Origin of the sequence: Microcystis sp. M_OC_Ca_00000000_C217Col, assembly GCF_007095585.1 — a bacterium.
GTDB lineage: Bacteria > Cyanobacteriota > Cyanobacteriia > Cyanobacteriales > Microcystaceae > Microcystis > Microcystis panniformis.
In genome coordinates, this window is the sequence record NZ_SFBV01000159.1 from 16,399 (window position 1) to 29,565 (window position 13,167).

General features: G+C 43.5%; 15 protein-coding genes. 8 read left to right on the top strand and 7 right to left on the bottom strand.

Annotated elements, in window-relative coordinates:
- Positions 1–15: 15 nt before the first annotated feature.
- The 3 genes from EWV66_RS09275 (at position 16) to EWV66_RS09285 (ending at position 3,531) form a co-directional block, all read left to right on the top strand.
- On the top strand, positions 16–1,788 hold the full coding sequence (locus EWV66_RS09275; protein ID WP_052276948.1) for a S8 family peptidase: 1,773 nt from the start codon (positions 16–18) through the stop codon (positions 1,786–1,788).
- A gap of 253 nt (positions 1,789–2,041) precedes the next feature.
- Positions 2,042–2,590: a response regulator gene (locus EWV66_RS09280; RefSeq protein WP_002788834.1), complete on the top strand. Its 549-nt coding sequence runs from the start codon at positions 2,042–2,044 to the stop codon at positions 2,588–2,590.
- A 161-nt stretch (positions 2,591–2,751) separates the two neighbouring features.
- A complete protein-coding gene (locus EWV66_RS09285) occupies positions 2,752–3,531 on the top strand; it encodes a DUF1350 family protein (protein WP_002758145.1) in 780 nt (259 codons plus the stop codon).
- On the opposite strand, the gene EWV66_RS09290 is transcribed toward EWV66_RS09285, so the two are convergent.
- Positions 3,528–4,220: a Uma2 family endonuclease gene (locus EWV66_RS09290; protein ID WP_052276947.1), complete on the bottom strand. Its 693-nt coding sequence runs from the start codon at positions 4,218–4,220 to the stop codon at positions 3,528–3,530. The two genes, EWV66_RS09285 and EWV66_RS09290, sit on opposite strands and share 4 nt — an antisense overlap.
- A 38-nt stretch (positions 4,221–4,258) precedes the next feature.
- Between EWV66_RS09290 and EWV66_RS09295 the strand changes: the two genes are divergently transcribed.
- Genes EWV66_RS09295 through EWV66_RS09305 form a run of 3 tightly spaced genes read left to right on the top strand, consistent with a single transcriptional unit; the run spans position 4,259 to position 5,070 of the window.
- The gene (locus EWV66_RS09295; RefSeq protein WP_283160180.1) at positions 4,259–4,384 is read left to right on the top strand and encodes a hypothetical protein; all 126 of its coding nucleotides are present in this window, start codon (positions 4,259–4,261) and stop codon (positions 4,382–4,384) included.
- A gap of 45 nt (positions 4,385–4,429) precedes the next feature.
- Positions 4,430–4,657, top strand: coding sequence for a hypothetical protein (locus EWV66_RS09300; RefSeq protein WP_249264888.1), 228 nt, complete (start codon positions 4,430–4,432; stop codon positions 4,655–4,657).
- Positions 4,654–5,070, top strand: coding sequence for a hypothetical protein (locus tag EWV66_RS09305; RefSeq protein ID WP_052276946.1), 417 nt, complete (start codon positions 4,654–4,656; stop codon positions 5,068–5,070). The genes EWV66_RS09300 and EWV66_RS09305 overlap by 4 nt, the downstream gene beginning before the upstream one ends.
- A gap of 162 nt (positions 5,071–5,232) precedes the next feature.
- Here EWV66_RS09305 and EWV66_RS09310 read toward each other — a convergent pair whose 3' ends face one another.
- Entirely contained in the window at positions 5,233–7,083 is a 1,851-nt protein-coding gene (locus tag EWV66_RS09310) for a polysaccharide deacetylase family protein (RefSeq protein WP_287108114.1), read from the bottom strand.
- A 92-nt stretch (positions 7,084–7,175) separates the two neighbouring features.
- On the opposite strand from EWV66_RS09310, the gene EWV66_RS09315 reads away from it, so the two are divergent.
- Together EWV66_RS09315 and EWV66_RS09320 are read left to right on the top strand one after the other, a co-directional pair.
- Positions 7,176–7,352 carry a hypothetical protein gene (locus tag EWV66_RS09315; RefSeq protein ID WP_287108115.1) on the top strand — a complete coding sequence of 59 codons (177 nt, stop codon included), beginning with the start codon at positions 7,176–7,178 and terminating at the stop codon, positions 7,350–7,352.
- A gap of 270 nt (positions 7,353–7,622) precedes the next feature.
- Positions 7,623–8,774: an NAD-dependent epimerase/dehydratase family protein gene (locus EWV66_RS09320; protein WP_052276944.1), complete on the top strand. Its 1,152-nt coding sequence runs from the start codon at positions 7,623–7,625 to the stop codon at positions 8,772–8,774.
- 101 nt (positions 8,775–8,875) lie between these two features.
- Here EWV66_RS09320 and EWV66_RS09325 read toward each other — a convergent pair whose 3' ends face one another.
- The 5 genes from EWV66_RS09325 to hpsN form a co-directional block, all read right to left on the bottom strand.
- The gene (locus tag EWV66_RS09325) at positions 8,876–9,370 is read right to left on the bottom strand and encodes a Spy/CpxP family protein refolding chaperone (RefSeq protein ID WP_052276943.1); all 495 of its coding nucleotides are present in this window, start codon (positions 9,368–9,370) and stop codon (positions 8,876–8,878) included.
- Positions 9,371–9,390: 20 nt separating this feature from the next.
- Positions 9,391–9,765, bottom strand: coding sequence for a hypothetical protein (locus EWV66_RS09330; RefSeq protein WP_052276942.1), 375 nt, complete (start codon positions 9,763–9,765; stop codon positions 9,391–9,393).
- On the bottom strand, positions 9,765–10,349 hold the full coding sequence (locus EWV66_RS09335) for a sigma-70 family RNA polymerase sigma factor (protein ID WP_002788823.1): 585 nt from the start codon (positions 10,347–10,349) through the stop codon (positions 9,765–9,767). The genes EWV66_RS09330 and EWV66_RS09335 overlap by 1 nt, the downstream gene beginning before the upstream one ends.
- Positions 10,350–10,475: 126 nt before the next feature.
- Positions 10,476–11,645 carry a hormogonium polysaccharide biosynthesis glycosyltransferase HpsO gene (gene hpsO, locus EWV66_RS09340; RefSeq protein ID WP_052276941.1) on the bottom strand — a complete coding sequence of 390 codons (1,170 nt, stop codon included), beginning with the start codon at positions 11,643–11,645 and terminating at the stop codon, positions 10,476–10,478.
- Positions 11,642–12,637 carry a hormogonium polysaccharide biosynthesis glycosyltransferase HpsN gene (hpsN, locus tag EWV66_RS09345; protein ID WP_052276940.1) on the bottom strand — a complete coding sequence of 332 codons (996 nt, stop codon included), beginning with the start codon at positions 12,635–12,637 and terminating at the stop codon, positions 11,642–11,644. The genes hpsO and hpsN overlap by 4 nt, the downstream gene beginning before the upstream one ends.
- Positions 12,638–13,167 lie beyond the last annotated feature (530 nt).

Below are 13,167 nucleotides of genomic sequence, written 5' to 3' on the forward strand. Positions count from 1 at the left end.
ATTCTTAGGAAATCTATGAAAAAAATTTTATTGTTAACCCTATTCGTTATCGGTCTAGGATTTGCTCTATTTAACTTTACTGGATTAGCAAATCGGGGCGAATATCAATCAATTTTGATCGACTTTAAAGACGATATACCCGTCAGCGTACTCGATGAGCAGTTAAATGCTATCAACAAAAAAGCGGGAACCCCCACCAGTTTAAATAGTATCTTTTCCATCGATGAACATCTTTACATCGTCGATGGAGATAGCAAACTTCTGAAAACTCTCCGCAATTCCGACCTAAAAAAATACACTGAATCGATCGAACCCGATTATATTTATCATGCTTTTATCGCCCCCAATGACCCCGACTATAGCAAACAGTGGAACCTGCGGGGAATTAACATCGAACGCGCTTGGGAAGAAAATCACGGTGAAGGAATCACCGTCGCCGTCATTGATACAGGTGTATCAAAAGTTCCCGATCTGCGAGAAACCGAGTTTGTGGAAGGCTACGACTTCGTCAATGATCGCAGCAATTCCGAGGACGATAACGGTCACGGAACCCATGTAGCGGGAACAATTGCCCAATCGACCAATAATAACTACGGGGTAGCTGGCATCGCCTACAAAGCCAAAATTATGCCCCTCAAGGTGCTTTCCGGGACGGGTGGGGGAACCGTGGGAGATATTGCCGAAGCGATCCGTTTTGCCGTCGATAATAAAGCCGATGTCATCAATATGAGTTTAGGGGGTGGAGGCGAAACCCAAGTAATGAAAGAGGCGATCGAATACGCCTATAGTAAAGGTGTGGTAATCGTCGCCGCTGCCGGTAATGCCGATGATAATTCCGCCGCCTATCCCGCCCGTTTTCCGCACGTTATCGGCGTTTCTGCGGTAGATGCCTCCGGAAATAAGGCCCCCTATTCTAATTTCGGGGCCGGAATCGATATTGCTGCCCCCGGCGGCTCCGATACGGGTAAAATTATCCAAGAAACCATCGATCCCGCTAAAGGGGGTGAACCGGCGTTCCTCGGTTTTCAGGGAACCAGCATGGCAGCCCCTCACGTTGCTGGGGTGGTAGCTTTAATCAAAGCTGCGGGAATTAAAGAACCCAGTGCAGTTTTAGAGGTTTTGCAACAGTCAGCCCGTAAGATCAATGATGATCCCTTTAATCATTTTGGCGCCGGACAATTAGACGCGGGCAATGCTCTACAATTGGCCCTAAAAGGACAGATTACTTTCCGGGATTTTTGGCGTTGGTTGCGCGATAACGGTTATCTCAATCCCCGTTTCTGGATTGATGGCGGCGCGGTGGCGGTTTTGCCCAAAATGGCCATGGTTTTGGGTTCTTATCTTCTTGCTTGGTGGCTAAGAAGTTATTTTCCCTTCTCCTGGAACGGATTTTTGAATGCTGGTCTAATTTTTGGCAGTTCTGGCTTATTTTTCCTCAGAGGTCTTTATATCTTCGATTTACCTCAATGGCCTTTCCGAGTGATGGGGAGTTCTCTTTCCGACCTAGGAGGTGTTATTCAGGGAAGTTCTGCCCTTAATCCGCTTTTTGCCAGTGTTATCCTGCCCTTTGTCCTGATTGCTCTGCTTTTGGGTCATCCCCGTGCAAAATGGTTAGCAGTGGGGGTATCTTTAGCTATGGCGGTGACTTTAGGTATCAGTGCTGTTATCCATCCTACTCTGATCTGGTTAGGTTCTGGTACGATCGCTCAGGCATTTTTGGGCGTAAATGCGCTTTTATGTCTCGGTTTAGGTTATTTAGCCCTAAAAAGTGCTACTTCCTCCCGATAAGCTTAAACAGGGGTTACAATGGGACAACAAAGGTGATTTACCGTTCAAAACCTTTTTGGTTTTGGTATCTTCCTTTTGTTTTGCATTGAGTTCTCCTACAACAGCAGCCTCGGACATTAACCGAGGTTTTTTCTTTATGATGTATGTTAGTTTCTAGGGGTTTTTTGGGAATTCTCAATCCGTATCCCGAAAGTTTCCCCCAATACCCCCTCGAATCATCGAGCTTATCTATTTCTTGTCTAAGGTGTCTATCGTGTCAAATCATAAAATTCTCGTTATCGATGACAGTAAAGTGATCAGGATGCACGTTCGCGATATGTTACCAGAGGGTAACTTTGAATTACTCGAAGCTAAAGACGGATTAGAGGGCTATCATCTCATCCGTACCGAAAACCCGAATTTGATTATTTTGGACTTCCTTCTCCCGAAAATGAGCGGTTGGGAGGTGTTTCAGCAAATCCAAACCGAAGATAATCTCAAAAGTATCCCCCTAGTGTTAATGTCGGGACGGAAAGAGGAGGTAGTAGAGAAAATCCCCGAACCTTTCCCGCATTTTGCCTTTATTGAGAAGCCTTTCGACCAAAAACAATTGGTACAAGCGATTAAAGAAGCGATGGCTAAGGCCAAACAATATTCTCCGAAACCAACAGTTTTTAGCCCGAAACTAGAGGAACTCACCGGGGATTATGGCACCGATATTCAGACTCTCCAGTCCCAAATTGCCCAAATGCAAACAGAAATGGAAACTATGAAGAAACAAATGTCTCAATTAGTGGCTTTTATTAAGAAAAAACTGCCCTAGAACTATTCATCCCGATTTTTTATAACTTGGGCAAGCAGTTATCCTTATCCGGCGGGCAAATCTCGGGCTAATCTCCTATCCGTTTTAAACAGGATTTAGTATAATATGAGGTAGTCTTTATTTGGTGAGTGACTAAGTTATTAATTAACTGATAACTAATTATGAATTGGCAAGAAATAGCGGGTAATTGGGTTTTTCTCCCCCGTCGTCCCCGGGGTATCATTCACTTTTTAGGGGGGGCATTTGTGGCAGCGGCCCCGAATATTACCTATCGTTGGTTATTAGAAAGTCTTGGGAATTCAGGATACGCTATTGTCGCGACTCCCTTTGTTAATACCCTCGATCACAAATCGATCGCCCGCACAGTTTTAAACCGTTTTGATAATATTATTGAACGTCTGCGCTGGAATCATAGTCTGCCCCAAGGTTATCTCCCCATCTACGGATTGGGTCACAGTATGGGGTGTAAACTACATTTATTAATCGGTAGTCTCTACGAAGTGGAACGGGCGGGAAATATCCTCATTTCCTTTAATAATTATCCCATTCGTCGAGCTATTCCCTTTATTGAACCTTTGCAAATTGACACCACTTTTAACCTCGAATTTACCCCTTCCCCCGAAGAAACAAACGAGTTAATTTTCCAAGATTATGCCATTCGTCGCAATCTTTTAATCCGTTTTCAAGACGACACGATCGATCAATCTCTGGTATTAAATCCCCTGCTAAAAAAACGTTTTAATGATTTAATTGCCCTGCGAACTCTCCCGGGCAATCATCTCACTCCCTTGAGTCAAGATGTCAGTTGGCAAACCGGAGAAGTATTTACTCCCCTCGATGCGATCGGCCAATGGTTAAAACAGGGACTTGCCCGGGATAATTCCCGTCTCAAAGATGAGATTCTCCAGTGGTTAAATCCCGTCCTTCCCGCCTCTCGTTAGCTTTCCTCTAGATTAATCCCCAGGGCCCGTAATTGCGCCTCTAAGCGGGCTAATTTTGCCTCAGCTAATTCGGCCCGTTGACGTTCCTGTTGGGCTTGCTGTTCGGCTAATTCCGCTTTTTGCTTGATTTCTAGGGTGGTCAAAAACCGCGAGCCATCGGGATAAAAAATAGCTAACTGGGGACTCTCCAGTTGAAAACGAATCTGTAGAAGCGGACTCTGCCAATTATCGATCGCGGCAATCATCTCCAATTGATCACCCCTTCGCCACCAACCCTGTAGATAATTAGCATCGGGATCATAGAGATAATATTCTTCTACGCCAAAACGCTGATAAAATTGCCATTTTCGGCGCATTTCCGCTTTAGTGTTGCCCGGAGAGAGAATTTCAAAGACCACCTGCGGCGCAATCTGGTTTTCTAACCATTGCTTATAGGAACCTCGATCGCCCTTGGGTCTGCCAAACACTACCATAGCATCCGGCGCTTGACAGGTTTTATTATCCCCCTCGACCGGATACCACAACAGATCGCCGGCGATAAACACATTGTCATTGTCTGCGAATAAACATTCGAGATTTTCCTTGATCGTCACAATCCAGCGAAACTGTTTGGTATTATCGGCCATCGGTTTACCATCACTATCGGGATAGATAATCTCCGACCCAGAGAAAGATATCGCCTTGATCATCGTTCTACTCCCTAGCGTAATAACTATAACTAGAGATTATGACATCAACAAAGGGAGAATTGATAGCGGCAGTGTTAGAACAAGTAACAAATAAGATGGGAACTCCTCGACAAATAGTGTCCGACCACGGCAGGGATTTATACAGAGGAATCCAATTATATTAGGAGAAAAATCCAGAAGTTGCTCACACTTATGAGGTAACTCATCAGATGGCATTGATTTTAAAGTCAGAACTGGAAAAAGATGAACAATATCAGTCATTTGTCAAAAAATGTCATCAGTGTCGTCAAGAGATACAACAAACCGAATTATTGTTTTTAATGCCGCCTTGTCAACGGACAAAATCTCGTTATTTTAACTTAGATAGGGTCTTTGGACTGGCTCCTAGACTATCAATCAAGATTCTCTCCCTGTCTGGGCTACCATCTTGGCTATGACCGGAAGTCTTGAAGCTCAAATCAAACATGAGGGGTTAACTCAAACATCTTTATCTCAATGGGATAAGCTTTTTCCCCAGTCTTACCTTCCCGAAAGTATTATCCCTATTTACCAGAAAATACAGCGTTATTTATTAGAACAAACTTCTACTATCCCAGAAGGTGAGATATTTCTGGGAACTTCCGATGTCATTGAATATATCTTTGGTAAGTATAAGCTTTTTTCGCAAAGATGTCCTATAAACGAACTGGGGGTTATGGTTTTAACAATAGTGCTAGTAACTACCGATTTCACTGTCAATTTGATTAAAGAGGCGTTGGAAACTATCAGGTCGAAGGATGTTAATATTTGGCAAGAGCAAGTTTTTGGACAATCCACTCTTTCTAAAAGAAAAGTTGTTTTTTCCTCCTGACAAATTTTGACAGAAAAAGTGCATGATTTATTTTCCTTGATTTTCCCGTATATTCAACACCCTACCCTTGCCGCCCCGACGTCGGGGGGGCAAGGGGGGGGTGGGGGAGATTCAGCTAATCTAAGGATAGGCGGTTAAAATGCGTCTTAGCTTAGTGCTAACCTAACTCCCCGCAGCACAGGAATCGGTGAAAATTACGCAGGGAATCCCCACATGACTAATGGGAACAATATAGGTTTCTGTGGGGGGAAATAAAGCGACAACGTGGGGAACGGGACGGGGAGTATAATGCACTTGCGATTGACCTTGATAAGCGAGGGAGGTGCTTGCTCCTGAGTCTAACATCACTGCGTCCCGAAAACCTGCCTGTACTAATAATTCTCCCAAAGCCATCGAATCGATCGGCTCTCTGGAAACCCCGATAACTGGCTGTCCTGCCTGATTAATCCCCCAAAAAGCCCGGTGACGCAGGGCATCAAAACCGTAAAGTGTACCAAAGGATTCCCGCGGTTGTGGTTGTCCATCTTTGACTAACCAAGCGGCCGCGACAAAAGCATCCGTAACCTTGAGATCATCTCCAGCCTCCGCTGCGATTCCTTCTAGGGTATTATGACGGGCCCGATCAAAGGGAAGATAACGCACCCATTGATCGGTAATGATTACTAAAGGACGACCCTCTAACTTGTCGATTTCTCCCTCATATCCCGGGATAAAGCCGCCATTTTGGCTTAAAACCGGACCGATCATCTGATTTGAGTCCAATTCCTTGAGAGAGAAAAAACCGCCATCCACGGCTGCGATCGCTTCTGTACTGGCGATAATTTCCTCCACTTGATAACGACTATCAGCGTGGATGGTTTTGGGAATCCCGCCACTAATCAATACAAGTGTATTGGTTGGAAATTCCACTTCCCGTTTTTGGATGGTGGTGGCAAAGTTAAAACCGCCATCCCTACGGGGTAAGGGATCACCCCCCCAAGCTTGCGGTACAACTTCTCGCGTGCGTGATTGCCCAAAGCGTCCAATCGTGAGTAAATCGGGGGATTGTCCCGCAAAATGCTCATCGAGGTCATTCATCGATAAAGCCGCCCGATAACCCGCTTTTTTGACGAATTCCTTCACTCGATCGTCCGCCTTCCCTTCCGGATAGGTGAAATAATTAATCGGAATGCCCAATTCTTTTTCTAAGATTTGTTTCGATTGCTTGACTTCTTGCTCCAAATCTGCATCGGACAATAATCTTAAATCCCGGGGATGACTAACACTATGGGAGACAATCTGTACTAGAGGATCGGCGGCCATTTCCTGGAGTTGTTGCCAAGTGACACTGGTTCTGCCAGTTTTTTGAGTCATTTTATTGATATAAATCGAGAAAACAGCAGGATAGTTATATTTTCTCAATAAAGGATAGACATACTGGTAATGTCCCCCATAACCATCATCAAAAGTCAATAAAACCGGTTTATCGGGAAGGGGGATCCCTGTCCGCAGATGGGAAATTAACCAATCGATACTGATAGGAGTTGCCCCGATTTCCTGCAAAAACTGAAAATGTGCCTCTAATTCGGCGGGGGTAACGTCAAAGAATACCTCTTTTTCTGGTAAAATGTCGTGATACATTAAAATCGGTACTTTTGTTTCTTGAGCGCGGGGATGAATTGCCGGCCAAGGTGCCAATTCGATCGCTGTTGTCGAGTTATTTTGCCAATTATTGAGACTAATATCGTTTTTTTGGAGAGATAGGGGAAGAATCACGCGATCGGAGAGGTTTTTATAGGTTTTACAATCAAAAATTCTCGATATATCCTTAAAAGAACTATTTTCTAGGACATAATCCGCGCATTCCGGTTGAAACTCCCTAAAAGGTGCGGGGAGAGAATCACCCCCCACCAGAGCATTAGAACGAGGATAGAGAGAAATTGTCCAAATAATCAGACAAGTGACGATAAATGCCAAAAATCCGTATAGGGGAAGGAAAGAAAAGGAAGATTTTTGCCGAGCTTGCCAACGCATAAGATCAAGTAATAAAGTAAAAAGTAAAAAAGAAAAAGCAAAAAAGCAGATAGTCCCTGATTTACCGAAAAAACTGCTTTTTATCTAGATTTTTGGCTTTTGTTTTCTCGTCAGCAAAGCCCACCGATTACAAGCTGAGTTTCCCTGTAATCCGTTCCCTTGTCAAGTTTTCTAGAACACCCTCATCAGTTATCAGTTATCAGTTATCAGTGAGCAGTGAGCAGTTATCAGTTATCAGTTATCAGTTATCAGTTATCAGTCATCAGTGAGCAGTGAGCAGATTTGAGTTTTCAGTGGACAGTGGTAATCAGTGAGCAGTTGTCAATAGACTACCTTTATTTATTCTCCCCACACCCCACACCCCATCACCCCATCACCCCATTTCCCCATCACCCCATTTCCCCATCACCCCATTTCCCCATCACCCCATTTCCCCATCACCCCACACCCCGCTATGTTCAGGGGGATTAAGCTGGTAAAGCGTGACACAAAACTGCTAGAGTTACCAAAGACGAGTATATAAACTTTACAGATATTGTATGAGAGTTTTGGTTATTGGCGGAGACGGCTATTGTGGTTGGGCAACGGCACTCCATCTATCAAATAGAGGTTACGAAGTAGGCATACTTGATAGTTTAGTTCGTCGCTATTGGGACTTACAATTAGGCTGCGATACCTTAACACCGATCGCACCCATATCTGATCGGATTCAACGCTGGCAAGATCTAACGGGAAAATCGATCGATCTTTTTGTCGGGGATATTAATGACTACGACTTTTTGATTCAATCCCTGCGACAGTTTCAACCAGACACCATTGTTCACTTTGGAGAACAGAGATCTGCACCCTTCTCCATGATTGATCGCGAACACGCGGTTTTAACCCAAGTTAACAACGTGGTTGGCAATTTAAACATCCTCTACGCGATGAAAGAGGAATTTCCCGAAGCGCACCTAGTAAAACTGGGAACCATGGGTGAGTATGGCACACCTAATATAGATATTGAAGAAGGCTACATCACGATCGAACATAACGGTCGTAAGGATACTTTACCCTATCCCAAACAGCCCGGTAGTATGTACCATCTCAGCAAAGTCCACGATAGCCATAATATCCATTTTGCCTGTCGGATGTGGGGTTTAAAAGCTACAGATCTCAATCAAGGGGTGGTTTATGGAGTCCTCACCGAAGAGACAGGAATGGATGAGATGTTAATTAACCGTCTCGATTACGATGGGGTTTTTGGCACTGCTTTAAACCGTTTTTGTATTCAAGCGGCGATCGGTCATCCCCTGACAGTGTACGGTAAAGGTGGTCAAACGCGAGGATTTTTAGATATCCGCGATACCGTGCGTTGTTTGGAATTAGCGATCGCTAATCCTGCTCAATCGGGGGAATTTCGCGTTTTTAACCAATTTACCGAACTGTTTAGCGTCGGTGACTTGGCACTGATGGTGAAAAAAGCTGGTTCTGCGTTAGGGTTAAATGTGGAGATTAACAATCTTGACAACCCGCGCATCGAGTTAGAGGAACATTATTTTAACGCTAAAAACACAAAATTACTCGATCTAGGCCTACAACCTCACTATCTCTCCGATTCTCTCCTCGATTCCCTCTTGAACTTCGCCACCAAGTATAAAAATCGGGTAGATATGAATCATATCCTACCAAAGGTCACTTGGAAACGATAATTTATTAGTCAATGATAAGTTGAGGATGGGCAAGTAACCCATCCTTTCCGTTTTTCTAATGTATCGGCATCAAACTCGATCTTAATCCGCACTGATGGGAATTATTGTCGTCCGCGATTGCGGGAATTAGAGCGACGTTGCTGCATTAACTGGGAAAATTCCGTTCTTTGAGCGGGAGTTAACACTTGGCGAATTTCCAAAAAACTTTCAAATTGCAGGTTACTCATTTCTTGGCGATTCCGAGATATTTGCTGATGTTTAGAACGGACCTCTCGATCAGAGGCATTATTCGATAATAAACTATTTAATTCTTGTTGGTTGCTTCTCATGGTTTCTCGCAATTTTTGCATTTGTCCCCGGTATTTCTGACCAATAGCGGCAATTTTCGACTTTTGGTCATCGGTAAGGTTTAATTGTTCGATTAGTCTTTCTCGAGAATTATTCACTCGACGACTCTCAGGACGCTGGGGAGAGCTAGTTTGAGCAATAAATAGACCATCGTGGGGATAGGATAGTACAGTGGCACTTGGGGCCAGGTTAGCGGCCAGAGTTAAAGCCATGGTCGTGCCAAGAATCGAGACAGTAGAAAGGGACATAATTGATCTCCACAAAGAAATTAAGGATTATAGGTAGAATAGGTGAGTTGAGGCTCGTTTAAGCTCATCCAAGGCGAACTATAAACGCTAGGAGCAGCAATCGGTGGAGCGATGCTATGGTTCCAACTCTCCACTAAAAAAGCTTCTAACTGCTCGTCGGAAATTTGGCTCAGTTGTGGATGAGGATCAGACCAACGATAGGAAGCAAAAATCAGTGCCGATAAGGCAGTAATACCAGTGATCAACCCCAATAAAGGCAGCAATTTTGGGCAAGTTACCGGTCTTTCTCCCCTAATCATTTGCATTAATTGTTCTTCTTCATCTATCGGTCGAGGTGGCAGCGATGGACGATATCGACGCAGAAAATTAACCACTTTGTCATCTTCTGGGGACATTAGAGAACTCCTTGTTTTTGCAAAAATTGACCCATGGTTTTACGCGCATAATGAAGACGTGATTTCACCGTACCGAGGGGAATTTCTAAGATTTGAGCGATTTCCTTTTGGGGTAAGTCCTCTAGATCGTGAAGGACAAGGACAGCGCGATGTTCTAAACTGAGAATTTCTAACCCTTGTCGGACCACTTCCTCATAATGCAGTTGCATCAAATCGGGACTATCTTGGGGACGGGATTCGCTATCAAGGGAGTTTTCCTGATCAGTGCTTTTGGCCATCCTCATTTGTCTTTTGGCTAATTGTCGCCGACCATCGATCGCCACATTCCAGGTGATCCGATAAACCCAAGTGGAAAAGTATTCAGGTGAACGCAATTTCGGCAACCCGTGCCACACTCTTAAAAATACCTCTTGGACAAAATCCTCTAGGAATTCCTGTCCACAGAGTTGATAGAGAGTAGAGCGGATTTTTGGTTGATAGAGACGGTAAAGGTGACGAAAAGCACCCCTATCACCCCTTTGACATTTTAAAATTAACTCTCGATCGCTCACACTTGTTTGCTTCTCGGTTATCACCTCGATCATTCCCCTCACCCCTAGCTACTTGTCCCTTTAGACTAGGGGATGCCAAGAATGGTTCATAACCAGTTATCAGTTATCAGTTATCAGTTATCAGCTTTTTTCTCCCCACACCCCACACCCCACACCCGATCACCGAGGGAGTAATTGTTGATAGAAATCCAATTGTTTTTGAGCGAGGGCTTTATTAGTATAATTGGTCATTACTCTCTGATAACCTCTCTGGCCTAATTCTTGAGCGAAGCTGGGATTATCTAAGAGAATTTGTATAGATTTAGCCAGTGCTTCCCCATCTTTTTCGGGAAAAATTAACCCCGTATCAGCAATAACAAAGGGAATTTCTCCTGAATCGGAACCAATAACAGGAACCTGACAGGCCATAGCTTCAATTAAAACATGACCGAATTGTTCTTTCCAACCGACGGCCGTTAAAGTTTTGACCCGATAGGTGATTTCTGAAGGCAAAACTAAAGTGTTCATCAGGTTAATATAATTAACTACTTGATCGTGGGGAACACTTTCCACTATCATCAAGCGATCGCTTATTCCTGCGGCTGTAGCTTCCCTGACTATTTTATCTTTCAGGATGCCCCGACCTAACAGTAATAACTTCCACTTACCTGTTAATTTATTTACAGCTTTAATCAAGGTTAAAATGCCTTTTTCTTCCACAAAACGACCGATAAAACCAATCACAAATTCATCGCTTTCAATGCCTAAAGATCGGGCTAAATCGGGTTGCTTGCCTTGGGAAAAAAGAACTTCATCCACGCCTAATTGCGGTAAAACGGTGTATTTACCCCTGTAACCCCGTTCTTTTAAAACATCTACTCCGTCCTGATTACCGGCAATTAAACCATCGGTATTTTTCAGGTTATAAGCTTCTAACCAAGAGATGGGAAATTTAGGAGTATAGGGAAGATTCCACCAAGTAAAAAATACATTTTTAGCTCGTAGATTTAAGAAACGGTTCAGAGTAATAAATTGTGCATAACCGAGAGATTTAGAACCCTGTTCCACCTGAATAATATCGGGTCTAAATTTTTGCAATAAAGGAATTATATCAGTGCCAAAAGTTAATAAAGATTGGTTATTCTGGCTAAAATTAGAGATAGGAATGACTCGGAAATTATCGGCTATTTTCGGTTGACTTTCAATGATTTTATTTTGGACTCCTCCCGGTTGCCAACGTTGGGGAACAACAATAGTAACCTCAATATTGGGATTTAATCTTGTCAGGGAGCGCAGTTTCTCACAGTTGAGATCAACTATATATGTATGACTAGCGACTAAAATTCTCATAGATTATCTAGTTTTGTATAAATTTGGCCATCATTCCAGAGGGACTTAACTTGAGTTTTCAGAGCATCCAGAAAACCTAAACCATAAAAAATTCCCCTAGAAAGGATTTTAATCGGGGAACCACCTTTATTACAGGGAGGATTGCCAAGAACGTGACAATCAAATAATTTAGCATAGAGTCGCAATTGTTGAGCGGGAGTGAGATTTTTCAGGGCCATCAGAAAGTGATTATGATAAAAAGTCGTCTGATAACTCAGAGAACGAGTGCTAATATCATGACAGCCGCCGGTTTCTTCCCCTAAATGAACCAGATAAGCGGTGGGATCGTACCAGACATGATAGGGAGTCCGGCGTAACCTTAAGCAAAAATCCGATTCCTCGCGCACGGCACTGCCACGAAAGCGTTCATCGAACCAAATGCCATATTTCGTAAATATATCCTTTCTAAAAGACATATTACAGCCCCGGGCCGAGATTACCTGCTGGGGTTTAGTGGTGTGGACAAGATCGATGTAATACCAAGCAATGCCCGGATCCATCGCTTGGGGGGGTAAAAAGTCGATTTCGTAGGGTTTGCCGGTATCTGTCACCATTTTTTGGGAGTCACCTAATTTCATGCGATCGAATACCCGACCGGCCACTACACCTATCTCAGGGTTCTTGACAAAATTCTCACTATGTGCTTTGAGATAATTATCCGGTAGCCGCACATCATCATCAATAAAAAGAACGATATCGCCCTGGGCGCGACGGACTCCATAATTTCTGGCACCGGGTAAACTCGCCCAATCTAGCCGATACCAGCTAATTTTGTGCTGATTAGCCAGATTTTCTAGATAGGATTGTATTTCAGGGCTATGGGTAGCGGTTTGGTCGATAACTAACACCTCAAAATCGGGATAATCTTGTTTGAGCAGGTCATCGAGAGTATCTTTAAGAGGCTCTTCGCGTCGATAGGTGGGTATGATGACAGAAATCAAGGGAAAATTCATAGCAGTAAACAGCAAACAGTAATCAGTAAACAGTAATCAGTAATCAGTAATCAGTAATCAGTAAACAGTAATCAGTAATCAGTAAAAAGACAGTAGAAAACTTCTAAGTAGTCGTGCAAAATTAATTTCCTAGTCGAGACTCCGAGACGGGAGACTCCGATACAGGAGACTCCGATACAGGAGACTCCGATACAGGAGACTCCGAGACGGGAGACTCCGATACAGCTATTAGGGATCGGATTTGAGTTTTCAGTTCACTGTTTACTCACAGCAAAAGGCTGACGGCTGAGAGCTTAGATGTGTAATTAATTTTGTTTAGGTACTTATTTAATACCGCACACTTAAAAACTCACATCTGATAACTGATAACTGATAACTGATAACTGATAACTGATAACTGATAACTGATAACGGCTCTTCTCGACTTTGTGTGATAATTTTTGCTTATGGAACCCTGAAGTGCTTATTGGGCAAAACTTTTAGGACTATTTTGCGGAAGAAACTATCGGTATAGACCTCGTTTCCACACA